Origin of the sequence: Pseudomonas sp. EA_105y_Pfl2_R69, from assembly GCF_963970915.1 — a bacterium.
GTDB lineage: Bacteria > Pseudomonadota > Gammaproteobacteria > Pseudomonadales > Pseudomonadaceae > Aquipseudomonas.
This window is the reverse complement of record NZ_CAXAOO010000004.1, coordinates 70,018-96,301: the sequence shown is the minus strand read 5'-3', so window position 1 is coordinate 96,301 and position 26,284 is coordinate 70,018. Positions and strand designations below refer to the sequence as shown.

At 63.8% G+C, this 26,284-nt stretch carries 25 protein-coding genes and 1 tRNA gene; 12 read left to right on the top strand and 14 right to left on the bottom strand.

From position 1 onward, the window contains the following. Positions 1 to 2 precede the first annotated feature (2 nt). From AACY13_RS12570 to AACY13_RS12545, 6 genes are all read right to left on the bottom strand, one after another. Positions 3 to 1,067 (bottom strand): FUSC family protein, encoded by a 1,065-nt coding sequence (locus AACY13_RS12570; protein WP_339461924.1) that lies wholly within the window; start codon positions 1,065 to 1,067, stop codon positions 3 to 5. Positions 1,068 to 1,070: 3 nt separating this feature from the next. Then, entirely contained in the window at positions 1,071 to 2,402 is a 1,332-nt protein-coding gene (locus AACY13_RS12565; RefSeq protein ID WP_339461923.1) for a deoxyguanosinetriphosphate triphosphohydrolase, read from the bottom strand. 309 nt (positions 2,403 to 2,711) lie between these two features. Then, the gene (locus AACY13_RS12560) at positions 2,712 to 3,875 is read right to left on the bottom strand and encodes an EAL domain-containing protein (RefSeq protein WP_339461922.1); all 1,164 of its coding nucleotides are present in this window, start codon (positions 3,873 to 3,875) and stop codon (positions 2,712 to 2,714) included. Positions 3,876 to 4,048: 173 nt separating this feature from the next. Further along, positions 4,049 to 4,393: a hypothetical protein gene (locus AACY13_RS12555; RefSeq protein ID WP_339461921.1), complete on the bottom strand. Its 345-nt coding sequence runs from the start codon at positions 4,391 to 4,393 to the stop codon at positions 4,049 to 4,051. Continuing rightward, positions 4,390 to 4,770 (bottom strand): phage holin family protein, encoded by a 381-nt coding sequence (locus tag AACY13_RS12550; protein ID WP_339461920.1) that lies wholly within the window; start codon positions 4,768 to 4,770, stop codon positions 4,390 to 4,392. The genes AACY13_RS12555 and AACY13_RS12550 overlap by 4 nt, the downstream gene beginning before the upstream one ends. A 12-nt stretch (positions 4,771 to 4,782) precedes the next feature. Then, on the bottom strand, positions 4,783 to 5,097 hold the full coding sequence (locus AACY13_RS12545; RefSeq protein WP_339461919.1) for a DUF883 family protein: 315 nt from the start codon (positions 5,095 to 5,097) through the stop codon (positions 4,783 to 4,785). Between the two features lie 381 nt (positions 5,098 to 5,478). Here AACY13_RS12545 and AACY13_RS12540 point away from each other — a divergent pair, with 381 nt between their 5' ends. Beyond that, on the top strand, positions 5,479 to 6,687 hold the full coding sequence (locus AACY13_RS12540) for an ammonium transporter (RefSeq protein WP_339461918.1): 1,209 nt from the start codon (positions 5,479 to 5,481) through the stop codon (positions 6,685 to 6,687). A gap of 73 nt (positions 6,688 to 6,760) precedes the next feature. On the opposite strand, the gene AACY13_RS12535 is transcribed toward AACY13_RS12540, so the two are convergent. Next, positions 6,761 to 8,008: an OprD family porin gene (locus AACY13_RS12535; protein ID WP_339461917.1), complete on the bottom strand. Its 1,248-nt coding sequence runs from the start codon at positions 8,006 to 8,008 to the stop codon at positions 6,761 to 6,763. A 255-nt stretch (positions 8,009 to 8,263) separates the two neighbouring features. Between AACY13_RS12535 and AACY13_RS12530 the strand changes: the two genes are divergently transcribed. The 3 genes from AACY13_RS12530 (at position 8,264) to AACY13_RS12520 (ending at position 10,765) form a co-directional block, all read left to right on the top strand. Continuing rightward, the gene (locus tag AACY13_RS12530) at positions 8,264 to 9,415 is read left to right on the top strand and encodes a DUF5610 domain-containing protein (RefSeq protein ID WP_339461916.1); all 1,152 of its coding nucleotides are present in this window, start codon (positions 8,264 to 8,266) and stop codon (positions 9,413 to 9,415) included. Between the two features lie 177 nt (positions 9,416 to 9,592). Then, positions 9,593 to 9,829 (top strand): glutaredoxin family protein, encoded by a 237-nt coding sequence (locus tag AACY13_RS12525; protein WP_339461915.1) that lies wholly within the window; start codon positions 9,593 to 9,595, stop codon positions 9,827 to 9,829. A gap of 51 nt (positions 9,830 to 9,880) precedes the next feature. Further along, positions 9,881 to 10,765: a chemotaxis protein CheV gene (locus AACY13_RS12520; RefSeq protein ID WP_339461914.1), complete on the top strand. Its 885-nt coding sequence runs from the start codon at positions 9,881 to 9,883 to the stop codon at positions 10,763 to 10,765. An 87-nt stretch (positions 10,766 to 10,852) separates the two neighbouring features. Here AACY13_RS12520 and AACY13_RS12515 read toward each other — a convergent pair. The 3 genes from AACY13_RS12515 to mobA all read right to left on the bottom strand — a co-directional run bounded on the left by AACY13_RS12515 (position 10,853) and on the right by mobA (position 11,953). Next, a tRNA-Pro gene (locus AACY13_RS12515) sits at positions 10,853 to 10,929 on the bottom strand. Positions 10,930 to 11,061: 132 nt separating this feature from the next. Further along, complete coding sequence (locus tag AACY13_RS12510) at positions 11,062 to 11,283, bottom strand: YgdI/YgdR family lipoprotein (protein WP_339461913.1); 222 nt, start codon at positions 11,281 to 11,283, stop codon at positions 11,062 to 11,064. An 82-nt stretch (positions 11,284 to 11,365) separates the two neighbouring features. After that, a complete protein-coding gene (mobA, locus tag AACY13_RS12505) occupies positions 11,366 to 11,953 on the bottom strand; it encodes a molybdenum cofactor guanylyltransferase MobA (protein WP_339461912.1) in 588 nt (195 codons plus the stop codon). A 68-nt stretch (positions 11,954 to 12,021) separates the two neighbouring features. Between mobA and moaB the strand changes: the two genes are divergently transcribed. Continuing rightward, the gene (gene moaB / locus AACY13_RS12500) at positions 12,022 to 12,561 is read left to right on the top strand and encodes a molybdenum cofactor biosynthesis protein B (RefSeq protein ID WP_339461911.1); all 540 of its coding nucleotides are present in this window, start codon (positions 12,022 to 12,024) and stop codon (positions 12,559 to 12,561) included. Next, positions 12,558 to 13,772, top strand: a complete 1,215-nt coding sequence (locus tag AACY13_RS12495) for a molybdopterin molybdotransferase MoeA (protein ID WP_339461910.1) — start codon at positions 12,558 to 12,560, stop codon at positions 13,770 to 13,772. The genes moaB and AACY13_RS12495 overlap by 4 nt, the downstream gene beginning before the upstream one ends. A gap of 60 nt (positions 13,773 to 13,832) precedes the next feature. Here the strand turns inward: AACY13_RS12495 and gliR are convergent, their stop codons facing one another. Next, positions 13,833 to 14,855 (bottom strand): AraC family transcriptional regulator GliR, encoded by a 1,023-nt coding sequence (gliR, locus tag AACY13_RS12490; protein ID WP_339461909.1) that lies wholly within the window; start codon positions 14,853 to 14,855, stop codon positions 13,833 to 13,835. Between the two features lie 139 nt (positions 14,856 to 14,994). Here gliR and AACY13_RS12485 point away from each other — a divergent pair, with 139 nt between their 5' ends. The 3 genes from AACY13_RS12485 to AACY13_RS12475 all read left to right on the top strand — a co-directional run bounded on the left by AACY13_RS12485 (position 14,995) and on the right by AACY13_RS12475 (position 19,811). Beyond that, complete coding sequence (locus AACY13_RS12485) at positions 14,995 to 16,590, top strand: FAD-binding oxidoreductase (RefSeq protein ID WP_339461908.1); 1,596 nt, start codon at positions 14,995 to 14,997, stop codon at positions 16,588 to 16,590. A gap of 2 nt (positions 16,591 to 16,592) precedes the next feature. Continuing rightward, entirely contained in the window at positions 16,593 to 18,173 is a 1,581-nt protein-coding gene (locus AACY13_RS12480; RefSeq protein WP_339461907.1) for a glycerol-3-phosphate dehydrogenase/oxidase, read from the top strand. Positions 18,174 to 18,251: 78 nt separating this feature from the next. Next, positions 18,252 to 19,811 carry an FGGY-family carbohydrate kinase gene (locus AACY13_RS12475; protein WP_339461906.1) on the top strand — a complete coding sequence of 520 codons (1,560 nt, stop codon included), beginning with the start codon at positions 18,252 to 18,254 and terminating at the stop codon, positions 19,809 to 19,811. Between the two features lie 122 nt (positions 19,812 to 19,933). On the opposite strand, the gene AACY13_RS12470 is transcribed toward AACY13_RS12475, so the two are convergent. Further along, positions 19,934 to 20,632 (bottom strand): pirin family protein, encoded by a 699-nt coding sequence (locus AACY13_RS12470; protein WP_339461905.1) that lies wholly within the window; start codon positions 20,630 to 20,632, stop codon positions 19,934 to 19,936. Positions 20,633 to 20,839: 207 nt separating this feature from the next. On the opposite strand from AACY13_RS12470, the gene yegS reads away from it, so the two are divergent. Further along, positions 20,840 to 21,736: a lipid kinase YegS gene (gene yegS / locus AACY13_RS12465; RefSeq protein ID WP_339461904.1), complete on the top strand. Its 897-nt coding sequence runs from the start codon at positions 20,840 to 20,842 to the stop codon at positions 21,734 to 21,736. Between the two features lie 153 nt (positions 21,737 to 21,889). Beyond that, on the top strand, positions 21,890 to 22,825 hold the full coding sequence (locus AACY13_RS12460) for a chemotaxis protein CheV (protein WP_339461903.1): 936 nt from the start codon (positions 21,890 to 21,892) through the stop codon (positions 22,823 to 22,825). A gap of 10 nt (positions 22,826 to 22,835) precedes the next feature. Here the strand turns inward: AACY13_RS12460 and AACY13_RS12455 are convergent, their stop codons facing one another. Then, complete coding sequence (locus tag AACY13_RS12455; RefSeq protein ID WP_339461902.1) at positions 22,836 to 23,246, bottom strand: DUF1499 domain-containing protein; 411 nt, start codon at positions 23,244 to 23,246, stop codon at positions 22,836 to 22,838. A 67-nt stretch (positions 23,247 to 23,313) separates the two neighbouring features. Between AACY13_RS12455 and AACY13_RS12450 the strand changes: the two genes are divergently transcribed. Next, complete coding sequence (locus AACY13_RS12450; RefSeq protein WP_339461901.1) at positions 23,314 to 24,117, top strand: MOSC domain-containing protein; 804 nt, start codon at positions 23,314 to 23,316, stop codon at positions 24,115 to 24,117. A gap of 50 nt (positions 24,118 to 24,167) precedes the next feature. Here AACY13_RS12450 and AACY13_RS12445 read toward each other — a convergent pair whose 3' ends face one another. After that, complete coding sequence (locus AACY13_RS12445) at positions 24,168 to 26,093, bottom strand: transglycosylase SLT domain-containing protein (protein WP_339461900.1); 1,926 nt, start codon at positions 26,091 to 26,093, stop codon at positions 24,168 to 24,170. Between the last annotated feature and the right edge of the window lie 191 nt (positions 26,094 to 26,284).

The window sequence follows — 26,284 nt, the reverse complement described above, 5'->3', positions numbered from 1 at the left end:
GCTCAGGGCTGTGGTGGATTGGCCGGCATCCGTTGGGCGCGGTTGTTCAGCAACTGGCGCAGGCCGTGAACCAGCAGGGCGATAAACAGGGCCAGCACCACCCCGAACAGCGCATTGAGCAGGCGTACTTCGGCCAGGTCCCAGTCCTGCGCCAGGCTTTCCGCCAGCAGTACGAAGCACACCGTGGTCTGCAGCACGAACAGCCCGTAGTTGTTGGCCTGCAGTCCGCGGCTGAGGGCGATCAAGGGCAGCAGGATGGCCACCATCAGCGCCGGGTCCTGCACGTTATGGCCGAGCAGGATCAGCAAGCCGGCCGCCGCCACGCTGGCCAGGATTGATTGCAGGGCGCGCACCAGGCTGCCCTGGAAATCCAGCTGCAGGGTGGTGACCACGGTCAGGGTCAACCAGTAGCCGCGCTCCAGCCCCGCCAGGTTGACGATCAGCCCCGCCAGGGCGAAGGCCAGGGTGCAGCCCAGGGCATGCAGCCGCCATTGCTGCTGCGGCAGGCGCTTGGCGTGGCGCTTGAGCACCTTGAAGATGCTGATAAAGCGCGGCATATAGGGCCACATGCGCAGGCCGTGCATGCCGCGCAAGCCGAAGGCCAGGAGCATCACCCAGAGCCCGCCGAGGATAAACAGCATGGCGATGGCATAAGGGTTGTTGAGGTTGCCCAGGCCCTGCTGGCCCTGACCCAGGCACAGGCAGATCGCCAGGCCGATGCCCAGTTTTCCGGATTCGCTGCCGAAGCGCTGCAGCCAGGCCAGGAGGAAACCGAAGGCGGCGAAGATCAGGAAGCTGGCATAGGGATGGCCGGCCGCCCAGAAGCCCAGGCCGGCGCTGCAGGCCCCCAGGCCGCAGAGCATCAACATGCGCAGCATGCCCAGGCGGTGCAGCGGGTTGGCCTGGGCGGCCTGAAACGCCCCCGCCGAGGCCCAGAGAAAGCCCGGGTGGGCGCTGAACAAGCCGAGCAGCAGGGGCAGGGCGCAACCGAAACCGGCGACCATGGCCGGGCCCCAGGCGGGTGGCCCGGCGTGCCAGCTAAAGACTTGTTTGAACAGACGCTTCATCGCTTATACCGGGCTCGAGCGGCCCGTCATCTCCCGGGCCATTTCAGTAGCGTAGCTGTCGGTCATGCCGGCGATAAAGTCGATCATGCGCAGGAACGAGCGGTACAGCGGCCAGTTTGGATCGGGTGCGTTGTTGCCGAGCAGGTCGAGAATGCGCCGGTTCTTGAACGAAGGCGTGCGTCCGCCGTGCTGCTCCAGTGCCGCGCCGCAAAAGGCGTTGAGGAGGATTTCCAGGGTGGTGTAGGCCCCGATCTCGTGCAGGGTCTTGCGCTTGTCCTGGAAAATCTTCTGTCGCGCCATGTCCTTGGCGCTCTGCACGCAGCGCTTGGCGGTGCCGTGCATATGCTCGACCAGGTCGCCCTGCAAGGTACCGGCGAGCAAGGCGTCCTGCTGCTCGACGAAGGCATGGGCGGCGGCATTGGTCAGGTGTTCGATGGCCTTGCCGCGCAGGATCGCCAGCTTGCGCCGCCTGGAGTCGTCGGGGCCGAGCTGGCGGTAGGTTTCCGGCAGGTCGTCGCCCACCAAGTCGAGCAGCAGCGCTTCGACTTCGCGGTAGTCGAGCAGCTCCATTTCCAGGCCGTCTTCCAGGTCGATCAGGCCATAGCAGATATCGTCCGCCGCCTCCATCAGGTAGACCAGCGGGTGACGCGCCCAGCGCTGTTCTTCCAGCTGCGGCAGGCCGAGCTTGCCGGCGATCTGTTCGAGCAGCGGCAGCTCGCTCTGGTAGCAGCCGAACTTGTGCTTCTTGTAGCCCAGGGCTTCGGCGTGGCGCGCGGTCCAGGGGTATTTCAGGTAGGTGCCGAGGGTCGCGTAGGTCAGCCGGGTACCGCCGTCGAACTGGTGGTATTCGAGCTGGGTGAGCACGCGAAAGCCCTGAGCGTTGCCCTCGAAACTGAGAAAGTCGCCGCGTTCGGCCTCGCTCATGGCGTCCAGCCAGCCGCGCCCGGCGGCCTGCTGGAACCAGTGGCGAATGGCGTCTTCGCCGGAATGGCCGAAGGGCGGGTTGCCGATATCGTGGGCCAGGCAGGCGGACTGCACGACCATGCCCAGGTCGCTCGGTGCGCACCAGGTGGGCAGGGCGTCGCGGATCATCTCGCCGACGCGCATGCCCAGGGAACGGCCGACGCAGCTGACTTCCAGCGAGTGGGTCAGGCGCGTGTGGATATGGTCGTTGCTCGACACCGGGTGCACCTGGGTCTTGCGTCCCAGGCGGCGAAAGGCCCCGGAGAAGATGATCCGGTCGTGGTCTTTGTGAAAGGGCGTGCGACCCAGTTCATCGGCGCTGTGTGTCGGCTTGCCAAGGCGTTCGCGGTTGAGCAGGGTTTGCCAATCCAAAGCATGTCCTCGCCATCAGGTGGCTTGTCGGGGCGTTATTAAGCCGCCAAGGGAAACGTCAGGGCCCTAGGAGCCTGTCGGGCTTGACCGTCCGTAGCGAGGGAAAGTCCGGTTTGAGTCAGTTTTGTTGCTCTTTCGAGGCGAATAGCGAGCTATTTAACGAGAAAGAGCGGAAAAAATGGCCATAACCGGCTTTTCCGCAGTAGGACAGTGTTAGGCCCGACAGGCTCCTAGCTTCGGGGTTCGGCGGGGCGGCTGCAAGTGGCTCGTCGAATTGGCAGGCGGTTTCTGCGTGGCGGGAGCGGCCTGCTAGAAGCCTGCGGCGTCGATGTCCATCAGCAGCAGGCGTTTGCCGTTTTCGATAAATTGTCCGGCGGTCAGGCAGTACTGGTTGGTTGTGGCGTCGCGGTAGGTGCTGGAGAGAATCAGCCGGCGTTCGTCCCAGCCTTCGGCGAGCAGCTGATAGAAGTAGGGCCGCCACGACCAGTTATGCCCGACATAGCGTGCGTCGCTGTGCCAGGCACTGTTGCGCCACTCCAGGTTGGCGGTGAGCTGGGTGCCGTGGCGGTCGCACTGGTAGATGCGCAGCAGCCAGGGATAGGCCCTGGGCAGCGGCAGCAGGTGGGCCGGCGAGCCGCTTTCCACCCACTGCCTGAAGCTGTTCATCAGCTCGCCGAGCTGCTGGCGCAAGGTCATCAGGCGGGCGCGCTCGGCGAGCTTCTGTTGCACGTAGTGGTCGCGCAACTGGGCGAAGCGTTTGACGAAGGCATTGCTGCCGAAGAAAACCTCTTCGGGTTTGGCGAACAGGTAGCCCTGTACATAGCGCGCGCCGCATTCCAGGGCGAAGTCCAGCTCGGCTTCGGTCTCCACCCCCTCGGCGATGATCCAGCAGCCGGTCTTTTCCGCCATCTGCGCCAGGGCCTTGACCACTTCACTGCTCGGGCCGCCGCGGGCGGCCTGCTGGAACAGGCGCATGTCCAGCTTGAGGATGTCCGGCTGCAGGGCCAGCACCCGGTCGAGCTGCGAGTAACCCGCGCCGAAGTCGTCGATGGCGATGCGTGCGCCGGCTTCGCGGTAACGCTCGACCACCCGTGGCAGACGCAGAGTGGCCCCGCCCAGTTCGGTGATCTCAAAGACGATGCGCGCCGGATCTATGCCGCTGCGCTGCAGTTGCTTGAGGCTGGGCAAGGGCTGCCCGGGCCGCAGCCGGCTGATCCAGCGAGGGGAAATGTTCAGGCTGAGAAACCAGTCGCCCGGTGCCTGGTGAAAGCGCTCCAGAGCCTGCGCGCGCACGGCGCGGTCCAGGCGGCGCAAGGCGGCCGGCGGGGTTTTCGGGTCGCCGAACAAGGGGCCGGCGGAGTGCAGCCGGCCGTCTTCGCTGCGCAGACGCGCCAGCGCCTCGACCCCGGCGATGCGGCCGGTGGCGGTGTCGATAAAGGGTTGGAAGACAGCGACTGGTTGACCGTCGAACACCAAGCACATCCTTAAGGCAGCGCAGGCCCCGATAGGTGGCCGCGGCATTACCTTAGCAATATCGCTGCCAGGCTGCTGGCACGGGTACCGTGCGTGCCGCGTCCGCGGTCTATGGCCGGCCCGGGCGGCGCAGCTCGCTTGTGTCCTCGGCGCAAGGCGCGCGCGACGGGGGCTTAGGTGGCGTCCTCTGTGCCCGTGGCCGGGTTCGGCTGTCGGGGCGGGTGACGCCTGAGCAGGGGAAAGGCGACCAGGGCGATGCGCAGCCAGCGTCGCCAATGGCCGCGGCGTACGCCGAGGGTGGCGAGGAACAAGGCAGCGCCTGCGACCCAGAGTGGTGCATTGCTCTTGCCCAGCTCTTCGCGCCAGTGCTGGCCGAAGTACTGCGCCTGGCGCAGCGGTTGCAGCATCACCAGGGTTTCATGGCGCAGTTCCTGGCGGTGCATTTCCAGGCGCATGCGCAGCATGGCTTTGCGCAAATCGCGTCGTGAGGCTTTGGTGGGCAGCTCGGGTAGGCTCATGGCAGCAGTTGCTCGCGGTCACGGGCCAGTTCTTCCAGGCTGGCGGCGAAAGGGGCGGGGGCGTTACGCAGGCGCAACAGCAGGCCGAGCAGGCATGCCAGCAGCCCCAGGGCGTAGAAGCTGCAGAGCAGCGCAATCACCGTCAGCCGATGAGTTTCCCAGAAGACGATCAGCAGTGCAGTCGATAGCCCCAGCAGCAACAGAAAGGCGAAGGCCAGACTCAGGCTGACCAGCACCAGCAGGCTCAGGGTATGGCTCTGTTGCTCTTTGAGTTCTTCACCAAACAGGGCCACATGGCCCTGCAGTAGGCCCAGCAGGGCACCGGCAAAGCGCCGCGGTGCGGCACCGCGGCTCGGGGACGAGGGTGTTGCTTGCATAGGTATTCTCGATCAGCGCCGTGAAATCAGCATGCCCAGTAGCAGGCCTATGGCGGCGGCAACCCCGAGGGTCTGCCAGGGGTGCGTCTGGACATAGCCTTCGGTGACCTGCACGGCCGCCTTGCCGCGTTCGAGCAGGGCACCTTCGGCATTGTGCAGGGTGGTACGCGCGCGGTCGAGGCTGCCGCGGATCTGCTCGCGCAGTTCTTCCGCCTGTTCGCCGGCCAGGCTGGCCGAATGCTGCAGCAGTTGTTCGGTGTCACGAACCAGGGCCTGAAACTCTTCCAGTAACTGGTCCTGGCTGGATGCAGGGGTTTTACGGGCCATGAGGTCTCTCCTTTCCTTTGAATTGACAGTGTAGGAGCTTCGAGTCGTTTGTGGGGCCAGGGTTCCCGCTTAGATTGAGCGCACGGGCCGAGGCCGGGCGGGACTGACTGGTATAGCGCTTGCATTGCGCTGGTGCGCTTACTCGCTTTTGTGCGCCTTTGTGGGGCTTTGCGAGGCTTGGCCTGGACGCCGTGGTGCATCAATAACTCATTAATAATTATGGATTTAGTGCCCAGTAGCGGAATTGGCAGAGTGCTATTTTGGTGCCTTGCCCGAGGCTGAAGGCTGACTCGGTATGCGGCTTGTGCTGCTATCTGGTGCGTTTTCGGCTGGGAGTGATCCTATTTGGTGCTTTTTCCCGCGACGGAGTTTTCTTTGCCGATGGAAAACATCAACAGTGCTGTGGAAACCCTGATTCACGGCTCCAATACCCTGTTTATCCTGCTCGGTGCCGTGATGGTACTGGCCATGCACGCCGGCTTCGCCTTCCTCGAAGTGGGGACGGTACGGCAGAAGAATCAGGTCAACGCCTTGTCGAAGATCATCTCCGACTTTGCCGTCTCGGCCCTGGCCTACTTCTTTGTCGGCTACTGGATCGCCTATGGGGTGACCTTCCTCGAACCGGCCAGCGTGCTGACCGAGGGCCATGGCTACGGTCTGGTGAAGTTCTTCTTCCTGCTGACCTTCGCGGCGGCGATTCCGGCGATCATCTCCGGCGGCATTGCCGAACGCGCCAAGTTCGGCCCGCAACTGTGCGCCACGGTGCTGATTGTCGCCTTCGTCTATCCGTTCTTCGAGGGCATGATCTGGAACGGCAACTATGGCGTACAGGCCTGGCTCGAGGCGCAATACGGCGCGGCCTTCCATGACTTTGCCGGCTCGGTGGTGGTGCATGCGGTGGGCGGTTGGCTGGCCTTCGGCGCGGTGATCCTGCTCGGTCGCCGCGATGGGCGCTATCGCGATGGCCGTCTGGTGGCGTTTGCGCCGTCGAATATTCCGTTTCTGGCCCTGGGTTCGTGGATTCTGATCATCGGCTGGTTCGGCTTCAACGTGATGAGCGCGCAGACCCTGGGCAGCGTCAGCGGCCTGGTGGCGGTCAATACCCTGATGGCGATGGTCGGCGGCACGGTGGCGGCCTTGCTGGTCGGGCGCAATGACCCGGGCTTTCTGCACAACGGCCCGCTGGCCGGTCTGGTGGCGGTGTGCGCCGGTTCCGATCTGATGCATCCGGTCGGTGCGCTGGTGACCGGCGCGATTGCCGGCGCGCTGTTCGTCTGGGCGTTTACCGCGACCCAGGTCAAATGGAAGATCGATGACGTGCTCGGCGTCTGGCCGCTGCATGGCCTGTGTGGCGTGTGGGGCGGCATCGCCTGCGGCATCTTCGGTCAGCAGGCGCTCGGCGGCCTGGGTGGCGTCAGCCTGGCCAGCCAGTTTATCGGCACCGCGCTGGGGGTGGTGGTGGCGCTGCTGGGCGGTTTCCTGGTGTATGGCGTGCTGAAGCTGTCGATCGGTATTCGCTTGACTCAGGAGGAGGAATACTACGGTGCCGACCTGTCGGTGCATAAGATCGGTTCGCTCAGCCAGGACTGATCGGCGCGCAGTAATGCAAAAGGCCCGGACACTGTCCGGGCCTTTTTGTTACGGCTGCAGCCGTTGCCGACAGTTAGAGCAGCGGCAGGGTGTAGCTGACGATCAGGCGGTTCTCGTCGAGGTCGCCGATGCTGGCATTGGAGCGCACCATCGCGTTACGCCAGCGTAAGGCCAGGTTCTTGAAGGTGCCTTCCTGGATGGTGTAGCTGATGTCCAGGTCGCGTTCCCATTCCTTGCCATCGCTGCCGCCGACGCCATCGAAGCCGTCGCCGGTCACATAGCGTACGAAGGCATTCAGGCCGGGTACACCATAGGTGGCGAAGTTGACGTCGTAGCGCGCCTGCCAGGATTTCTCGTCCTTGCGGGTGAAGTCGAGGATCTGGATGTAGTTGACGATATAGGGGTCGGTTTCGCTCAGGAAGGGGAAGGCGTTGTCGCCGCCAACCTTCTGGTAGCCCAGGCGGAAGGTATGAGCACCGGTGCCGGCCCAGACGTTGACCGAGGTCAGGTCGTTGTCCAGGTCTCCACCGAGACTGCGGCCGTTGTCCTGAGAGTCGAAGTAGGCCAGGTTGGCCCCCAGCTTCCAGTCGCCTATGGGTTGTACGTGGATCAGGTTGTACAGCTTCTGGTCGTAGATATCCTCCAGCTCGCCGTACCACAGGCCGACCGTGGTGTTACCCGAATTGAACTTGTAGTCGCCACCGGCGAAGTTGTAACGATCGCTCGCGCCGCCGACGTTGCTGGCGGTGATGTCCTGGCTGTCAGTGGAATTGCGGAAGTTCACCTCGCGCAACTGGCCGCCATTGAGGGTCAGGCCGTCAATCTCCTGGGAGGTGAGCATCGCGCCGGTGAACACCTGTGGCAGCAGGCGCGAGTCGCCGGAAGAGACGATGGGCGTCTTGGGCATCAGGCCGCCGATCTTGCCGACGGTCTTGGACAGGCGCACCTTGGCCGCCGCGGTGGCTTCGGAATACTCGTCCGGGCCTTCATTGCCAAATCCGTTCGGCAGCAGGTTGGTACCGGCGCGCTCGTCGGAGGAGTCGAGTTTCAGACCCAGCCCGGCGTAGGCATCCAGGCCGAAGCCCACGGTGCCTTCGGTAAAGCCCGACTCGGCCTTGAAGAGAAAGCCCTGGGCCCATTCTTCGCGCTTGGACTGCTGCGCCGATGTGGTGCTGCGCAAGTCGCGGTTCATATAGAAGTTACGCAGTTCCAGGCTGGCTTTGCTGTCCTTGATGAATTCTGCCTGAGCCAGCGATGGCAGGGTCATGCAGGTGCCCAGTGCGGCGAGTGCCACGGCGCGGGCGAGGGGAGATTGACTCATTATTGTTAGCTCCTCATGTGTGCGGGTCGGCTTGTGACCGATCTATTACAGCGAAACGCAATAGAACACGGGCAAGGTTGCTTGACCCTTAGACTTTGGTCGGCCCGCCGCGTGTGCTGCGCGCTGAAAGTGACCGCTCAGTCGCCGTGCATGGCCTGTACGCCAGGTACCGTTGATCGGGCACTTTGCGCCGGAACTAAAGTTTCACTTAGTGCAGCCGTCAACCACTCAGATACTCCGCTTAGGTAATTTGCCATGAACCCCCTGGCCTCGCCGTCATCCTCTGCCTCACGCCCATCGTCCAACAGCACGCAGCCGGTCGTACGCACCGTCGCCGATGCCAATGCCGTGCTGGCCAACCGCCTGGCCGAACGTCTGGGCTTGCCGCCGGGTGGCATGGGGATCAAGGCCGAGGACTACAGCCCGGAAAAAGTCGCCGGGCGCATACTGGGCTTTATCGAGCAGCGCCTGCACAGCGAACAAGCCGCCGGTGCCGATACCGGCAAGCTGCAAAAGCTTCTCGAACAGGCGCGTGGCGGCGTGGAAAAAGGCTTTGCCGAAGCGCGGCAGATCCTCGATGGCCTGGGCGTGCTGCAGGGCAAGGTGGCGAGCGATATCGACGACACCTATCAGCGTATCCAGGACGGCTTTGCCAACCTGGATAAGCGCTTCAATCCGCAGCCCCTGGCGGAGGGCGGCACCACGGCAGTGGCGGCCTACAGCGAGCGCTTTGCCGCCCAGGCGCAAACCTTCGAGCTGTCGGTCACGACCCGCGATGGCGACCGTTTGCGTATTTCCATCGCCCAGGCCTCGGCCAGCTGGTCGCAGAGCAGCATTGCCGCCGCGAGCAATGGCAGCAGCAGTGCCGCGGTCGCCAGCAGCCAGTCGGGGAGCCTGCAGATCGGGGCCTGGCAGGTCAGCGTCGAAGGTGAACTCGACGAGCAGGAACGTGCGGCCCTGGAGAAGCTCTTCGGCCAGGTGCAGGAATTGTCCAACAAGTTCTATGCCGGCGATCTGTCGGGGGCCTTCGATCGCGCCATGGCGCTGGATCTGGATGGCGAGCAGCTGGCCTCCATGTCCCTGCGCCTGACCCAGACCAGCATCCGCCAGGCCACCGATGCCTACAGCGCTGTGGCCGAACAGGGTGGGCAGGCCGCCAGCGCGGTCAATGCCAGCCTGCTCGACTATGCCCAGAGCCTGTTGGAGGCGCTGCGCAGCGCCAACCAGGTAAGCGAGGAAGGCAAAGGCAGTCTGCTCGACCTGCTCAAGGGCGGTTTTGCCCTGGATGAGCGTTTCGATGGCAAGCGTCTGGAAAAAGCCGAGCGCCTTAACAGTCGTCTGCTCGAAGGCCTGCAGCCCCTGCTTGATGTGCCCAAACCCGCTGCGGGGAAAAGCGCCGAGGTCTGATGGCGGGGCTGCGACCGGGGGCAGACGATGAAGCCTGTCCCGGGCGTGCCCATCTGCGGCTCCGTTTATCTGCGCTGAGCAGATCCTTTGGCCGGCCTTGGCTGCGACTAAGGATCGAGCCGATGGTTGTGCGGGCAGTGCTAGACTGAAGCCTCTGTGAATGATTGAGGCCTGCAGATGCTTCCGGAATGTCAATTGTTCGGTACCCTTGGCTGCCACCTGTGCGAGGTGGCGGAGGCGTTACTGATGCCGTTCGTCGAGCACGGTTTGCTGGTCGAGGTGGTCGATATCGTCGAGCGCCCAGGCTGGGTCGAAGACTATGCGTTGCGTATACCGGTGCTGCGCCGCAGCGACACCGGTGCCGAGTTGAGCTGGCCATTCGAAGCCGAACAGATCGTGGATTTTTTGCGCTGAGCCTGCCTGTTCCAAACCGCTGGATAACCCATAGTCAAAGGATAAAGAAGCATGAGCATGGTGCTGGGGGATGCCTTGTCGTTGCTGCTGTTTCGGCTGCACAGCGGGCGCTTGTTGGGAATCAACCTGCTCAAGGTTCAGGAGATCATTCCCTGCCCGAGCTTGACCAAACTCCCCAGCCGCCATCCCCATGTGCGTGGGGTGGCGACCTTGCGCGGCTCGGCCTTGACCGTGATCGACCTGGCCCGGGCAATTGGCGAGCAGGGTGTTAGCGACAGCCGTGACGGCTGCCTGATCGTCACCGAGCTCAGTCGCTCGCGTCAGGGCCTGCATGTGCAGAGTGTCGAGCGTATCGTCCAGTGCTCGACCCGCGACGTGCGCCCGCCGCCCGCCGGTTCCGGGGGCAAGGCGTTTATCACCGGGGTGACCCAGATCGACGGCAAGATCGTGCAGATTCTCGATATCGAGAAGGTGTTGCACGAACTGGCCCCGGCGGTTGTCGAGGAGCTCGATGAGCAACTGCTGTCGGAGGCCGAGCGCAGCCTGCTCAGGGGGCGTCGGGTACTGGTCGTGGACGACTCCCATGTGGCCCTGCAGCAAAGCATGATCACCCTGCGCAAGCTGGAGCTGGACTGCCAGATGGTCAGAAGCGCCGCCAGTGCACTGCAGGTGCTGCTGGCCGAACACGAGGCGGGGCGACCGATCGAGGTGCTGGTTTCGGATATCGAGATGCCGGAGATGGATGGCTACGATCTGGTGCGCACGCTGCGCAAGCAGGCGGATATCGGTCAGACCTATGTGCTGCTGCACACCTCGCTGGATAGCACCATGAACACCGAAAAAGCCCGGGCAGTGGGGGCCAACGATGTGCTGACCAAGTTCTCCACCGTCGATCTGAGCAAAGCCCTGGTGCGTGCGTTTTCCAGCTTGAACTAGTTTACCGGCGGCCACAAAAAAGCCCGCAATCTGCGGGCTTTTTTGTATGTCCTGACCGCGTTTCGCACGCTGGAAAGGACTGGGATCTGGTCGGAGAGACAGGATTCGAACCTGCGACCTTCTCGTCCCGAACGAGACGCGCTACCAAGCTGCGCTACACTCCGAATATTTTGAGATTGTACTCAAAAAGTTTTACAGCACAAGGGGTTAGGGCCGTTTTTTTGATCGGCCGAGGGCTCGGCTACTCTCAGGCGGCACGCCGTAAGGGCATAGGCACGCCTGAATGCCGAGGCTGATTACAGTTCCTTGACTGTACGAACCTGGTCCTTGTTGACCTTGGCGCGTTTGCCGTCGAGCTGTTCGAACTCGTAGAAGCCTGAAGTGGAATCGTAGTCGGGGGCATCGATTGTCTGGATTTCGCGGCCGTCATTCAGGGTGATCACCGAAGGCGATGCGCAACCCGCCAGAGTGACCAGGCCGAGGGCGAGCATTAGTGCCGGAACAGTGCGCAGTGTCATGTGAATCTCCTTGGTAAATAGGGCTTTGCACACTCGTTGAGACGAGACCTGGCCGACCAAGTTCCCTAGCGGGGCGTATCCATCAACTGCGGCGCGCGGATTCAAGCAGTTCAGGCGTGTTCAGATTGGCCAGGCGCGGGTCGTCTGCCGGGCAATCGACCGGCGCTATGGCGAGGCTGCGCAACCAGCGCTGCGGGCTGCGCTCGCCGGCCTGCCAGGCCTGCTCCAGGGCGGGGAGGAGTGCGCTGGGAAGCAGGCTGAACAACGGCTCCAGATAGCCCCCCTGGCGTACCACTACCGGCTGCTCGCCCGCTTGGCCGAGTAAGGCCAGCAGCAGTTCCCGGTCGAGCCTGGGGGCGTCGCAGGGCAGTACCAGCAGCCAGGGGTGACGGGCGACCTTGAGGCCGGCGCGGATACCCGCCAGGGGGCCTTGGAAGTCATTGTCGTCATCTTCGATCAGGCGGTCGGCGTAGGGCGCATAGCACTCGGCATTGCGGTTGCAGGAGATGATCAGGTCATCGGTCAGGGGGCGCACCAGTTCGTGCAGCCAGGCAATCAGCGGGCGGCCCTGCCAGTCGAGCAGGCCCTTGTCGGCACCGCCCATGCGTTGCCCGCGGCCGCCCGCGAGGAGCAAAACAGAACAGCGGGGCAGGGTAACGGGAGCGGGCATGGCGGAGCCTCCGGGGATGGGCCTGTGATATAACGGCGGGCATTATCGCCCATAACTGGAAGCCTGCCATGAACCACAAGGCCGAGGCACATTTCGTGCCCTTGAATATCGCGGTTTTGACCGTCAGCGATACCCGCAGCCTGGACACCGACACCTCCGGTCAGCTGTTTGTCGACCGCCTGCAGGCCGCCGGTCACCAGCTCGCCGCACGGGTATTGCTCAAGGATGATCTGTACAAGATCCGCGCCCAGGTGGCGACCTGGATTGCCGAGGATCAGGTGCAGGTGGTGCTGATCACCGGCGGCACCGGTTTCACCGGCCGCGACAGTACACCGGAAGCGGTGGCCTGCCTGCTGGACAAGCAGGTCGATGGTTTTGGCGAGCTGTTCCGGCAGATTTCCGTGGCCGATATTGGCACTTCCACCGTCCAGTCCCGCGCCCTGGCCGGCCTGGCCAACGGCACCCTGGTGTGCTGCCTGCCGGGCTCGACCAATGCCTGCCGCACCGCCTGGGACGGCATCCTCGGCGAGCAGCTGGACAACCGTCACCGCCCCTGCAATTTCGTTCCGCACCTGAAGCAGGTGGCCGCCTGCGAGAGCCGCGGATGAGCGGCTGTGACCGACCCGGGCTGATGCCCGTGGAGGCGGCGCTGGCGCGTTTGCTGGCCCAGGCCGAGGCCAGCGCCATTGTCGAAACCGAGCGGGTCAAGCTGAGCGATGCCGCTGGCCGGGTATTGGCCGCGCCGCTGATCGCCACGCTGGATCTGCCGCCCTGGGCCAATAGCGCCATGGACGGCTACGCCCTGCGTCTGGGTGACTGGAACGGCGAGCCGCTGGTCGTCAGCCAGCGCATTCAGGCCGGCAGCGCGCCTGCGCCTTTGCAGCCCGGCACCTGTGCGCGAATCTTCACCGGCGCGCCGCTGCCAGCCGGTGCCGACACGGTGGAAATGCAGGAAAACGCCGTGCTTGGCGAGGATGGCCGCGTCGCCTTTAGCGAGCCGCTGAAGCTGGGGCAGAACGTGCGCGCCCAGGGTCAGGAAACCCGTATCGGCGATAGTGTATTGCCGGCGGGCAGCCGTTTGGGGCCGGTCGAACTGGGCCTGGCGGCGTCGCTTGGCTGCGCCGAATTGACCGTGCGCCGGCGACCGCGGGTGGCGGTACTGTCCACCGGCGATGAGCTGGTGGAACCGGGCCAGCCTCTGGGCCCCGGGCAGATCTACAACAGCAACCGGTGTCTGCTGATCGCCTGGCTAGAGCGCCTGGGCTGCGAGGTGGTGGACGGAGGCATTCTGCTCGATGACCTGGAACTGACCCGCGCTGCGCTGGGCGCGTTGAGCGACGTCGACCTGATTCTCTCCACCGGCGGTGTGTCGGTGGGCGAGGCGGATTTTCTCGGCATGGCCCTGCGTGAAGAGGGTGAGCTGGCGCTGTGGAAGCTGGCGATCAAGCCGGGCAAGCCGCTGACCTGCGGGCAGTTTCGCGGCGTGCCGGTGATCGGTCTGCCGGGTAATCCGGCCTCGACCCTGGTGACCTTCGGCTTGCTCGCGCGGCCTTATCTGCTGCGTCGCCTGGGCGTGCAGCGGGTCGAACCGCTGGGCTTTCCGATGCCGGCCGGGTTTGTCTGGAGCAAGCCGGGTAAGCGCCGCGAATACCTGCGCGCGCGTCTGGAAAATGGCCGGGTGGTGCCTTATCCGAATCAGAGTTCCGGGGTGCTGCGCAGTGCGGCCTGGGCCGAGGGGTTTGCCGAGGTGCTGGAAGATACGACCCTGGTCGAAGGCGACTACCTGAGGTTTATCCCGCTAAGTGAAATTCTCGGATAAGCCATCTGGCCATTGATGGGTTACGCCGCTGTGCGGCTAACCTAGGCGGCCCCACCCATCCTACGAATTGCGCTTGCTTTCGCGGAATTCGCCCGGAGTCTGCCCGGTCCAGCTCTTGAAGCTGCGGTGGAACGAGCGCGACTCGGTAAAGCCCAGGTAGCTGGCGATATCCTGAATCGCCAGGTCGCTGCGCAGCAGGTAATGCTCGGCCAGTTCCTGGCGCAGTTCATCGAGTATCTGCTGGTAACTGGTACCGGCCAACTGCAGATGACGCTGCAGGGTGCGCACCGTCATATTGAATTTCTCCGCCACCCGTTCCTTGCGTGGCAAGCCATCCTTGAGCAGCAGGCGCAGGGCGTTTTTCACCCGTTGCGGCAGCGGCCCATTGTCGTCCAGCCCGGCCATCAGGGTCAGGGCATGTTCTTCCAGGGTGCGCAGCAGGTTGGCGTCGGCCTGGCGCAGCGGCACGCCGAGGTATTCCAGCGGCACGATCAGCGCATTGCAGCTTTTCTCGAAGCGAATCGGGCAGCCGAAGATGGCCTGGTACTCGCCAATATCCACCCCCTCAGGCAGGGTATGCTCGAACCAGACTTCCTCGGGCGAGCGGTCCATGTCGGCGATCCAGCGCGCATACAGCAGCCAGGAGGCCAGCACGTTTTCCACCAGATGGCGGCGGATCGGTTCGACCTGGTGGCGGCAGGTCCAGATCATCTTGACGTGGCCTGCGCCGGCCTCGACCCGGCTGACGCCCATGTCGCCCACCAGTTTTTCATAGGGCACGATGCGGCTCATGGCCTCGCCGAGGGTCGCGCAGTTCATGGTGATATAGCCCAGCACGCTCCAGGAGCCCGGCTGCACGAAGCGTGCGCAATGCAGGCCGAACAGCGGGTCGTTGGAGGCGCGCAGCAGGTGCGCGAGCAGGCGCTCATGGGTTTCGCTGGGGATGCGCTTGCCATTGTCGGCCAGGTCCTCGGCCTTGAGGCCCGCGGCCGTCAAGGCCTGGTCGATATCCAGACCCAGCTGTTCGGCATGGCGCAGGTATTTGAGCAGGGCGGGGACAGAGGTGTAGCCGAGGTTTTCCATGGGCCTGTTCTTATTCTGAGTGCATATTCTGAATGTCTTGATTGGCGACAGCGCCTGGCTCGATACGACAGTGACGCCCTGAAGCGGCCAGCTAGTATAGGCAGCCATTGCAGGTGACTGAAATATCCGGGAGACACAGATGCGACGTTGGAACGGCTGGGGTGATGAAGCAACAGTGGTGGAACTGCCGGCCCATGGCGAGGCTTTTCTGGCCGAACTGGTCGGCCCTGGCCAGCTGCTTGCCGATGCCCGCCTGGAACAGGTGCTGGCCCGGGTGCCGGTCTCGCGCCTGCAGGCCCATCCGCTGATCTGCCTGAATGCCGAAGACCGCGTGCGTCACGCCCGTGGCCAGAGCCTGCCGGACTGGCTGGCGATGCGCTCCGGCGACTTTGGCGTATTCCCCGATGGCGTGGCTTACCCGGAAAGCGCCGCGCAGATCCGCGAGTTGCTGGCCTGGGCCAGCCAGCAGGATCTGATCGTAATTCCCTACGGCGGCGGCACCTCGGTGGCCGGGCATATCAACCCGCAGGCCGGCAGCAAGCCGGTGCTGACCCTGTCGCTCGAGCACATGGGCAAGCTGATCGAGATCGACCACGACAGCCTGATCGCCACCTTCGGCCCCGGTGCCACCGGCCCACAGGTGGAAAGCCAGTTGCGTGCTCAGGGCTATACCCTCGGCCATTTCCCGCAGTCCTGGGAGCTGTCGACCCTCGGTGGTTGGGTCGCCAGCCGTTCCAGCGGCCAGCAGTCGCTGCGCTACGGGCGTATCGAGCAGCTGTTCGCCGGCGGCAAGGTCGAGACCTTCGCCGGCACTCTGGAAATTCCGACCTTTCCGGCTTCCGCTGCCGGTCCGGATCTGCGCGAAATCCTGATGGGATCGGAAGGGCGCTTCGGCATTATTTCCGAGGTCAAGGTGCGTATCACGCGCCTGGCTGAACAGGAAAATTTCTACGCGGTGTTCCTGCCCAACTGGCAGCAGGCGTTGAATGCCATTCGCAGCCTGGCCCAGGCGCGGGTGCCGCTGTCGATGCTGCGCCTGTCCAACGCCATCGAAACCAAGACCCAGCTGGCCCTGGCCGGCCATCCGCAGCAGATCGCCTGGCTGGAGAAATACCTGGCCCTGCGCGGTGCGCGCGAGGGCAAGTGCATGCTGACCTTTGGCGTGACCGGCAGCTGTACGCAGAACGCCGCGTCCTTGAAACAGGCGAAGAAGCTGCTGAAGAGCTTTGACGGCGTGTTTACCGGCACTTTGCTGGGCAAGAAGTGGGCGGAGAACCGCTTCCGTTTCCCCTATCTGCGTCATGGCCTGTGGGCCGCCGGTTATGCGGTGGACACCCTGGAAACCGCCACCGACTGGAGCAATGTCGACAACCTGCTGAACAAGGTCGAGTCCAGCCTGCGTCACGGTCTGAGCGAGGAGGGCGAGCAGGTGCATGTGTTTACCCACCTGTCCCACGTCTACAACCAAGGCTCGAGCATCTACACCACCTACGTATTCCGCCCAGGTAGCAACTACGCCGAGGCCATGGCGCGCTGGCAGAAGCTCAAGCACGCCGCCAGCCAGACCATCGCAGGCAATCGCGGCACCATCAGCCATCAGCATGGCGTCGGCCGCGATCACGCGCCTTACCTGCCGGTGGAGAAGGGCAAACTGGGTATGGCCACGCTCAAGGCATTGGCCGGGCATTTCGACCCCGAGCGGCGTCTGGCTCCCGGCGTGCTGCTGCAGGATTGATGATGAGCAACTGGAACGCCGCCTGGCGTGAGCAGGCACTGCCCGAACTGGCCGCCGGCGACTGGGATCTGATCGTCGTGGGGGGCGGTATCAGCGGTGCCGGGATTCTGCGCGAGGCGGCGCGGCGCGGTTGGAAGTGCCTGCTGCTGGAACAGCGCGATTTCGCCTGGGGCACCTCCAGCCGTTCCTCGAAGATGGTCCATGGCGGCCTGCGTTATATCGCCAAGGGCCAGCTGATGCTGACCCGCGATTCGGTGCGCGAGCGCCAGCGTCTGCTACAGGAAGCGCCGGGGCTGGTCGACCCCTTGAGTTTTCTTATGGCGCATTACCAGGGTAGCTTTCCCGGCCCCAAGGTATTCGGCGGCCTGCTGTCCCTGTATGACGCCCTGGCCGGCAAGCGCAACCACCTGTACTACCCCTTGCAGCAACTGCGCTATCTAGCTCCGGGCCTGAAGGAAGATGGTCTGCAGGGCGGTACGCGGTTTTTCGATGCGGTGACCGACGACGCGAGGCTGGTGCAGCGGGTGCTGGGCGAGGCCCGCGCCGAGGGCGCTGAGGCGCTCAATGGCATGCGCGTGATCGAACTGCTGCGCGAGGACGGGCGGGTCACCGGCCTGCTTGCCGAGGACAGCGAAAGCGGCCTGCGCTACGGCTTCAAGACCCGCGCCGTGGCCCAGGCCACCGGAGCCTGGGCCGATCAGCTGCGGCGCAAGACCGGGTTGGAACATATCCGCCCGCTGCGTGGCAGCCACCTGCTGCTGCCGGCCTGGCGTCTGCCGGTGGCCCATGCCTTCAGCTTTATGCACGCAGCAGACAAGCGGCCGGTGTTTGTCTTCCCCTGGGAAGGCGCGACGGTGATCGGCACCACCGATCTGGATCACCCGGCACCGCTGGCTGAGGAAGCGCGAATCAGCCCGGAAGAAGTGGAGTATCTGTTGGCGGCCTGCGCCCAGCAGTTTCCCGCTGCCGAGATTAAATCTGCGGATGTGTTGTCGACCTGGGCAGGGGTGCGTCCGGTGGTCAGCGACGGCAGTGAAGGGCGCAAGCCCTCGGATGAAAAACGCGAGCATGCGCTATGGGTCGAGCCCGGATGCGTGACTTTGGCCGGCGGCAAGCTGACCACCTTCCGCCTGCTGGCGCTGGAGGTGCTGCGGGTTTGCGCAACCATGCTCGGGCGTACCGTGGATGATCATGGCGCGGCGACTTTTGCTGCGGTCATTAGCCCGCCAATGCCTACGCTTAGTCCGGCTCAGCAGAAGCGCCTGATCGGCCGTTATGGTCGGGCGCTGCCGCAGCTGCTGGCGCTGGTCGATGAGCTGGGTGTCGAGCAGGTGGCCGGCACGGACACGCTGTGGGCCGAGCTGGCCTGGGCCGCCGAGCAGGAGCTGGTGCTGCACCTGGACGATCTGCTACTGCGCCGTACCCGCCTTGGCCTTTTGCTAGCCCGCGGTGCGGCTGCTGAGCTGCCGCGTATCCGCGTGCTGTGCCAGGCCCGCCTGGGTTGGGGTAACGCGCGCTGGCAGCAGGAAGAAGAGCATTACTTGGCGTTGTGGCAGCGTTGCTACAGCCTGCCAGGACACTAGGGTGCGCCGCGCGCACCAGGACAAAGGCGGTGCGCACGGCGCACCCTACAGAGTTTGCACAGCTCTAAGGATTGCGTCTTGAGCGAGAAAAGCTACCTGCTGGCCATCGATAACGGCACCCAGAGTATCCGGGCACTGCTGTTCGATCTTCAGGGCAACCTGCTCGCCAAGGGCAAGGTGGAGCTTGAGGCTTATTATTCCAAGCAGCCTGGCTGGGCCGAACAGGACCCCGAGTATTACTGGGCCAGCTTGGGCCAGGCCTGTGCGCAGCTGTGGCAGCAGGTGGATATCGACCGCAGCAAAATCCGCGGCGTGTCGCTGACCACCCAGCGCGGCACCCTGATTAATGTCGATTCGCAGGGTCAGCCGCTGCGTCCGGCCATGCTCTGGCTCGATCAGCGCCAGGCCAAGGTAGAGGGTCGGATCAGCGGGCCCTGGGGCTGGTTATTCAAGCTGGCAGGCTTGCAGACCACAGTGGATCATTTTCGCGCCCAGGCTGAGGTCAACTGGATCGCGCAGAACCAGCCGGAAATCTGGGCCAATACCCACAAGGTGCTGCTGCTCTCGGGCTTTCTTACTCATCGCCTGTGCGGCCAGTTTGTCGATTCCCTGACCAGTTGCGTGGCCTACCTGCCGTTCGACTACAAACGCCTGCAGTGGGCCAAGGCCAGCGACTGGAAATGGCAGGCCATGCCGGTGCGCCGCGAACAGTTGCCGGAGTTGTGCAAACCGGGCGAGCTATTGGGCCATATCACGCCGGCGGCCAGCCGCCATACCGGGATTCCCGAAGGCCTGGCGCTGATTGCCGCCGGTGCCGACAAGGCCTGTGAGGTGCTGGGGGCGGGTGGCGTCGAGGCGAGCACGGCCTGTCTGTCCTACGGCACCACGGCGACCATCAACACCACCCGCAGCCGATATCTGGAAACTATTCCGCTGATTCCACCGTACCCCTCGGCGATTCCCGATCACTTCAATACCGAGGTGATGATTTACCGCGGCTTCTGGATGGTCAGCTGGTTCAAGCAGGAGTTCGGCCTGCGCGAGATGCAGCGGGCTAAGGAGCTGGGCGTCGAGCCCGAGGCGCTGTTCGATGAGCTGGTCAACAGCGTGCCGGCCGGCTCCATGGGCCTGATGCTGCAGCCCTACTGGTCGCCGGGAATTCGTGAACCGGGGCTGGAGGCCAAGGGCTCGATCATCGGCTTTGGCGATGTGCACACCCGTGCGCACATCTACCGCGCGATTCTGGAAGGGCTGGCCTATGCCCTGCGTCAGGGCAAGGAGAAGATCGAAAAGCGTTCGGGCACGCGCATCACCCGTCTGCGGGTATCCGGTGGCGGCTCGCAGAGCGATGCGGCGATGCAACTGACCGCCGATATCTTCGGCCTGCCTGCCGAGCGCCCGCACCTCTATGAAACCAGCGGCCTGGGCGCGGCGATCAACTGCGCGGTAGGGCTGGGCCTGCACCCGGACTACCCCACGGCGATTGCCGCGATGACCCGAGTCGGCCGGGTGTTCGAGCCCAATCCCGAGGCGCAGCGCACCTATCAGCAGCTGTATACCCAGGTTTATCAACGTATGTACAAGCAGCTTAAGCCGCTGTATCAAACCATCCGCAAGATCACCGGCTACCCGGCTTGAAAGGCTGCTTGGTTTGTAGGATGGGTTGAGCATAGCGATACCCATCGGCATATCGATGGGTTACGCCTTCGGCTAACCTGCGCGGCCCGACCCATCCTACGGGCCAAGCCATCACTGGATGGTCAGGCCACATCCACCAGGATGATTTCACTGTCGTCGATAGCCGTAACGCGGATCACCTCGACCTCGCTGACGGCCACGCCGTCACGGGCCTGGGCGCTGACGCCGTTGACCTCGATGCTGCCGCTGGCGGCGACTAGATAAGCCCGGCGCGCCGCGCCAATCGGATACTCGGCGCTCTGCCCTGCTTGCAGGGTGGCGGCGGCCATCCGCGCGTTGCTGCGGATCGGCAGGGCGTCCTGGTCTTCGGCAAAGCCGCTGGCCAGGGTGATAAAGGTGCCGGCGCGCTCACCTTTGGGAAACGGTTTGGCCCCCCAGGATGGCGGTAGGCCCGACTGGTTGGGCTGAATCCAGATCTGGAAGATCTTGGTGGTGCTGTCTTCCAGGTTGTATTCGCTGTGGGCAATCCCGGTGCCGGCACTCATGACCTGCACATCACCGGCCTCGGTACGACCCTGGTTACCCAGGTTGTCCTTGTGGGTGATGGCCCCTTGGCGTACATAGGTGATGATTTCCATGTCGCGGTGCGGGTGGGTCGGAAAGCCCGTGTGCGGGGCGATTTCATCATCGTTCCAGACCCGCAGCGGCCCCCAGCTCATGCGCGCCGGGTCATAGTATTCGGCAAAGGAGAAGTGATGACGGGCATTCAGCCAGCCATGATGGGCACCGCCGAGCTCGGCGAATGGGCGTACTTCGATCATGTGCATATCCTCATTGATCAACACTGGCTTTCAGCGGCGGTGTTGGTTGGCGATGAACAGATGATCCAATAAATCAATATGATTAAAAATACGTAATTATTGGAAGTAATTATCTAATATCTTGATGTTTGTGTGTGTCGTTTGCTGGAAAGCGTGGTCTCAAGTCATGTCGATGAGCCTTTATCTGGGGCGGAAAGGATGCGGGGAATGCAAGAGCGTAAAGCGCTGCTGATTCTGCACGGCAAGCAAGCCCTCAATGCCGAGGTGCGGGCTGCCGTGCTGGCGCGTCGTGAAGAGGGCTGGCAACTGGACGTGCGGGTTACCTGGGAGGCGGGCGATGCCCAGCGCCTGGTCAATGAAGCTCTACGGGCCAGCTACCCGACGCTGATCGCCGGCGGTGGCGATGGCACTCTGCGCGATGTGGCCGAAGCCATGGCGCAGGCAAAAAGCAAGGCCAGTCTGGCGCTGTTGCCGTTGGGCACGGCCAACGATTTTGCCCATGCCGCGGGTGTGCCGCTTGAACCCCAGGCGGCTCTGGCCTTGCTGGACACGCCTGGGCAAGCGATTGATCTGGGCGAGGTTGGCGGTCGGGTGTTTCTCAATATGGCCACCGGCGGCTTTGGCTCCAACGTCACCGCCAACACCTCGGAAGAGCTCAAGCGTGTGCTCGGCGGGGCGGCTTACTTGTTGACCGGTCTGAGCCGTTTTGCCGAGGTGCAGTCGTCGTTTGGCCGCTTTAGCGGGCCGGGTTTCCAGTGGGAAGGCGAGTTTCTTGCCCTCGGCATTGGCAATGGTCGCCAGGCCGGTGGCGGGCATGTGCTGTGCCCACAGGCCCGGGTCAACGATGGCCTACTGGACGTCTGCATTGTGCCGGCGGCGGCCGATGTGGTCGGCACTCTGGGTACGCTGTTATCTGGCGGCATCAATGGCTTGCAGAGCGTGGCCCTGAGTGCACGGCTGCCCTGGCTGGAGGTCGAGGCACCGCAAGGTCTGGACCTGAACCTGGACGGCGAGCCGCTGGGGAGCAAAAAATTGCGCTTTGCCGCCTTGCCGGCAGCCTTGCGCGTGCATTTGCCTGACAACTCGCCGCTGCTGCTGGCGTAAGCAGGACGGTTGCTGCCGTGTGGCTGGTCTCGGCGGTGTGCTTGCCGCATGATGGCGCAGCGCTATCTGCTTTCAGATGCGCGGCAACTGGCCGATATATCAGGCTATGGCTACTTCAGCTAGGCTAAACCGATACGTGAACAGGAGTACATGATGGCCGGGATTCTCGACTCAGTGAATCAACGCACCCAGTTGGTGGGTGAGAATCGCCTGGAAATTCTGATGTTCCGCCTGGCTGGTCGGCAGTTGTTCGCGATCAACGTATTCAAGGTGCAGGAAGTCCTGCAGATGCCCAAACTGACCCTGATGCCGCAGCGTCATCGGTTTGTCTGCGGGGTGGTCAACCTGCGCGGGCAGACCCTGCCGGTGATCGATCTGTCCCAGGCCATCGGCATGCGCCCCATCGTCCCGGATGAGCGCAGCACCATCATCGTCACCGAGTACAACCGGTCGGTGCAGGCGTTTCTGGTCGGCGGGGTCGAGCGCATTCTCAACCTCAACTGGGAGTCCATCCTGCCACCGCCCGGTGGTGCCGGGCGTCAGCATTACCTGACGGCGATCACCAAGGTCGAAGAGCAGATCGTCGAAGTGATCGACGTGGAAAAGGTGCTGGCGGAAATCACCCCGATGAGCACCAAGGTGTCCCCGGAAAAACTCGCCGATCCGCTGCTGGAGTTTGCCCGCGGCCGTGAGGTGCTGCTGGTTGACGACTCCAGTGTGGCCATGAGTCAGCTCAAGGGCACCATGGCGCAACTGGATGTCCGCTGCCATGCCGCGAGCGATGGCCTGCGTGCCCTGAACCTGCTGAAGAGCTGGGCCGACGCCGGGGTCGATGTGCATGAAAAGCTGCTGATGGTGATCACCGATGCGGAGATGCCGGAGATGGACGGCTATCGCCTGACCACTGAAATTCGTAATGATCCGCGTCTCAAGGATCTTTATGTGGTGCTGCACACCTCGCTGTCCGGCAGCTTCAACGAGGCCATGGTGAAGAAGGTCGGCTGCGACAACTTCCTCTCCAAGTTCCAGCCGGACAAGCTGGTGGATGTGGTGCACGAGCGTTTGGCGCTCTTGCACCCGCAGGAATAAGCCAGGCGTGCTACTCGTTCAGGCGCTGGCGCAGTCGCTCGATACGCTCGCGGTTGACATCGAAATCCGCGTAACCCAGGCGTGACGCCGAGCGTACATCGACGGCGGCCTCGCCGATCATAAATTCCACATCGTCGACAAAGCGCATCAGCCTGCTGCTGAATTCCGCGCGCAGGTATCCCGGGCTTTCCTCCACCAGGCGCGTTCGCGGTTCGCTGGCGAGCACTTGCTTGAGCAGCGCCTGGGTGGCTTGCGCCGACCCCTTGAGCGGTAGCGGTTGTATCGCGTGCCTGGGATCGCTGGCCTGGCTGTTGACGCAGTTGGGCGAGTCCGGGCAGGGGGTCAGGCGACCGTCATGGATGCCCAGGTTCTCTGCCGGGCTGCCACTGCAGGCGGCCAGCAGCCATGTCAGGGGTAACACCAAGGTTGACTTGTGGGCGCGGCGGGTTACTCGTATAAGGGCGTTTTGCCAGAAGGAGCGCGGGTTCATGTATCTCTCCGGGTTGTACCGATATCCATTGAAGTCTGCTGCAGGCGAATCCCTCGGGGAATCTGGGCTGGATGCCCTGGGCGTCGCGGGTGACCGTCGCTGGATGGTAGTCGATGCCGGGACTGGACGCTTTCTGACCCAGCGCCTGTTGCCGCAGATGAGCCAGTTGCAGGCGCGTTGGCAGGGGGCCGAACAACTGCTGCTCAGGGCTCCCGGCATGTCCGAGCTGAGGGTTGCGCTGCCGGGGCGGCGGGCCGAACTGCGCGCAGTCACCATCTGGCGCGACAGCCTGCAGGTGCCCGATGCCGGCGAGGCCGCGGCGCTGTGGCTGAGCCAGTTGCTCGGCCGCGCCTGTCGCCTGGTGCAGGTGCCGGCCGCCTATGCGCGGCAGGTCGATACCGCCTATGCCGAAGTGGGCGACAAGGTGGCCTTTGCCGATGGTTTTCCCCTGCTGCTGATCGGCCAGGCGTCGCTGGACGACCTGTCGGCCCGGGTCGGGCGGCCGCTGGAGATGCTGCGCTTCCGGCCGAACCTGGTGGTGGCGGGCAGTGAGCCCTATGCCGAGGACAGCTGGAAGCGGATTCGCATCGGCGCGTTGGAGTTCCGGGTGGTCAAGGGCTGCTCGCGCTGCATCATGACCACACTGGACCCGCAGACCGGCGAACGCAGCGCCGATCGTGAACCGCTGAGCACCTTGAAGACCTATCGCCAGCGCGAGGGCGAGGTGTATTTCGGGCAGAACCTGATCGCCTGCGGCGAAGGACAGCTGGCGCTGGATATGCCGGTGCAGGTGCTGGAGTAGAGGAGGCCATGCACGCTCAACAGAGGCTGTTGAGCGTGCGGGTTTAGCCGTTACTGGTCGAAGTAACGCTCGTGCCAGGCCACCAGGGGTTGCGGCGCGTTGAGCTTCTCGCCGTAGATCACCGAGTAGGACAGTACGTTCTGCACATACTGGCGGGTTTCATCGAACGGGATGTTCTCGATCCACACGTCGTAGGACAGGTGATCCGCACCGCGCAACCACTGGCGCACACGGCCTGGGCCGGCGTTATAGGCGGCGGAGGCGAGTACCCGGTTGCCATTGAACTGGCCATAGATCTGGCTCAGGTAGGCCGCGCCCAGCTGGATATTGATTTCCGGGCGGTAGGCCAGCTGCGGCGAGGACAGCGGGATGCCGAAGCGCCTGGCGGTTTCCTTGGCGGTGGCGGGCATCAGCTGCATCAGGCCCATGGCCCCGGCGTGGGACTTGGCATCGGCCATAAAGGCGCTTTCCTGGCGGGTGATGGCGAATACCCAGCTGGAGTGGATATCGCGGTTCTTCGCTTCGCGCACCAGCTGCTCGCGGTGGGGCATGGGGAAGCGTACGTCCAGGTCGTCCCAGTACTGCGCCTGGCTGATGGTGCGGATGGCCGGGAAGTACCAACCCATGTCATAGGCCAGGCGGGCCTGGGCGACCATCTCGTCGCGGCTGAACAGACGGCTGACGCTGTACCACTCGCGGCGGCCATCGGCGATCTGGCCGCGGGCGTGGAACTCCAGAGCGCGGCGAATGGCCGCCGAATTGCGTACTTTCTGCACGGTTTTCGGGTTCAGGGCCAGCGGTTTGTTGTTCAGCTGGTAGGGGGCCTGAACCTGGTCGGCGGCCATAAAGCCATAGAAGTCGCGCTCCTTGGCCAGGGCCTGGTACAGCGCCTTGGGTTCCTGGCTGTTGGGTTGCGCCAGCTGCAGGCTGCGCGCCTGCCAGTAACGCCAGCGGTTGGTGTTGCCGAGTTCGGCGGGCATCTGGCGGGTCAGCAGGTTGGCTTCATTCCAGCGCCCCAGGCGCAGCAGCAGGCGGGCGCGCCATTCGCTGACGGTGTTGTCGCGCAGCTCGGGATCGTACTTGGCCATGACCTGCAGGGCGCGCGGATCGAAACGCTTGGCCAGGGTCAGGCCGATTTCGCGGGCGATGGCCACCTGCTCTTCGCTGGAGAACTTCATCCGTGCGGCATAGCTATCGAGCAGGCGCAGGGCGGTTTCGGGGTCTTGGCGGGCCAGGCGGCGCAGGCCCAGGCCGACCACATCGGCCATGGTCGCGTTGGTTTGGCTGAAGCGCGCGGTCTGCTTGAGCAGTTCGGGCTTCTGCGCCACCTCCAGCAGTGTCTTGCCCTGGCTGCCCAGGGTCGGCATGCCTTTGATCAGATGGGTGACCAGGCCGTAGTTGCGCGCCTCGGCCGCCAGCTTGGCGCGCTGCCAGCGCTTCTGTTCGCTGAGCTGGCCCTCGGCGGCCCAGCGCTCGAACAGCGGGTCGCAGGCATTGGGCTGGGATTTGCCCACCAGCCAGAGCTTCTCCGCGGTGGCCAGGCCCTCGGCGCGCATGCCATGGCTCAGTTGGTACTGGCCATAGAGGCAGTCCAGTTCGGTGAAGTTCAGCGCCGGATCATAGTGATTGGCGAAGGTTTGCCACTCGCCGCGTTCGGCCAGCCAGCGCAACCAGCGCAGTTTCATCCAGCCGATCTGCGGCAGGTCGCCGTGCTCGGCGAGAAACTTCTCAATTTCGTCGTTGCTCGCCGATTTCAGACGCGCGGTCAGCTCGTCATAGGCCAGGTAAGGTTCCAGCGGGTAGTCGCGCAGGGCGCTGGCATGGCGCTGGTAAGGCCCCTTGTCGCCTTTGGCCAGGGCGGCCTTGGCCTGATCGTAATACTGGCGTTGCTGGGCGAGCGTGGCTGCATGCACCGCAGAGGCGCTGAGGGTGGATATCAGGAGGCAGGACAACAGATTGAGCAGAGAACCGCGCATGACACTTCCAGGCTAGAGACGCTTGATTACGCTAGCTTAGTCCTTTGCCGGGGAGGGGTGAAGGCCGGAAGGCGTTTGTCCTGCGACTAAAAATTGCCCGCGATGCCGGAGCGCTTCTCGGTTAGAATGCGCGCCCTGTTTTTGTTGGCGTCCAGTGGACGGCGGCAAATGATTTTTCTGGTGAGACGGAC

Bases quoted from the DNA above. Each gene is read 5' to 3' on its own strand.
- AACY13_RS12525 (WP_339461915.1), top strand. From the start codon at position 9,593: ATGCTTCCGGAATGTCAATTGTTCGGTACCCTTGGCTGCCACCTGTGC.
- AACY13_RS12495 (WP_339461910.1), top strand. From the start codon at position 12,558: ATGAGCGGCTGTGACCGACCCGGGCTGATGCCCGTGGAGGCGGCGCTG.
- AACY13_RS12510 (WP_339461913.1), bottom strand. From the start codon at position 11,283: ATGACACTGCGCACTGTTCCGGCACTAATGCTCGCCCTCGGCCTGGTC.
- gliR (WP_339461909.1), bottom strand. From the start codon at position 14,855: ATGGAAAACCTCGGCTACACCTCTGTCCCCGCCCTGCTCAAATACCTG.
- AACY13_RS12530 (WP_339461916.1), top strand. From the start codon at position 8,264: ATGAACCCCCTGGCCTCGCCGTCATCCTCTGCCTCACGCCCATCGTCC.
- AACY13_RS12550 (WP_339461920.1), bottom strand. From the start codon at position 4,770: ATGCAAGCAACACCCTCGTCCCCGAGCCGCGGTGCCGCACCGCGGCGC.
- AACY13_RS12470 (WP_339461905.1), bottom strand. From the start codon at position 20,632: ATGATCGAAGTACGCCCATTCGCCGAGCTCGGCGGTGCCCATCATGGC.
- AACY13_RS12485 (WP_339461908.1), top strand. From the start codon at position 14,995: ATGCGACGTTGGAACGGCTGGGGTGATGAAGCAACAGTGGTGGAACTG.
- AACY13_RS12450 (WP_339461901.1), top strand. From the start codon at position 23,314: ATGTATCTCTCCGGGTTGTACCGATATCCATTGAAGTCTGCTGCAGGC.
- AACY13_RS12535 (WP_339461917.1), bottom strand. From the start codon at position 8,008: ATGAGTCAATCTCCCCTCGCCCGCGCCGTGGCACTCGCCGCACTGGGC.
- AACY13_RS12540 (WP_339461918.1), top strand. From the start codon at position 5,479: ATGGAAAACATCAACAGTGCTGTGGAAACCCTGATTCACGGCTCCAAT.
- AACY13_RS12555 (WP_339461921.1), bottom strand. From the start codon at position 4,393: ATGAGCCTACCCGAGCTGCCCACCAAAGCCTCACGACGCGATTTGCGC.
- AACY13_RS12460 (WP_339461903.1), top strand. From the start codon at position 21,890: ATGGCCGGGATTCTCGACTCAGTGAATCAACGCACCCAGTTGGTGGGT.
- moaB (WP_339461911.1), top strand. From the start codon at position 12,022: ATGAACCACAAGGCCGAGGCACATTTCGTGCCCTTGAATATCGCGGTT.
- AACY13_RS12480 (WP_339461907.1), top strand. From the start codon at position 16,593: ATGAGCAACTGGAACGCCGCCTGGCGTGAGCAGGCACTGCCCGAACTG.
- yegS (WP_339461904.1), top strand. From the start codon at position 20,840: ATGCAAGAGCGTAAAGCGCTGCTGATTCTGCACGGCAAGCAAGCCCTC.
- mobA (WP_339461912.1), bottom strand. From the start codon at position 11,953: ATGCCCGCTCCCGTTACCCTGCCCCGCTGTTCTGTTTTGCTCCTCGCG.
- AACY13_RS12520 (WP_339461914.1), top strand. From the start codon at position 9,881: ATGAGCATGGTGCTGGGGGATGCCTTGTCGTTGCTGCTGTTTCGGCTG.
- AACY13_RS12570 (WP_339461924.1), bottom strand. From the start codon at position 1,067: ATGAAGCGTCTGTTCAAACAAGTCTTTAGCTGGCACGCCGGGCCACCC.
- AACY13_RS12445 (WP_339461900.1), bottom strand. From the start codon at position 26,093: ATGCGCGGTTCTCTGCTCAATCTGTTGTCCTGCCTCCTGATATCCACC.
- AACY13_RS12545 (WP_339461919.1), bottom strand. From the start codon at position 5,097: ATGGCCCGTAAAACCCCTGCATCCAGCCAGGACCAGTTACTGGAAGAG.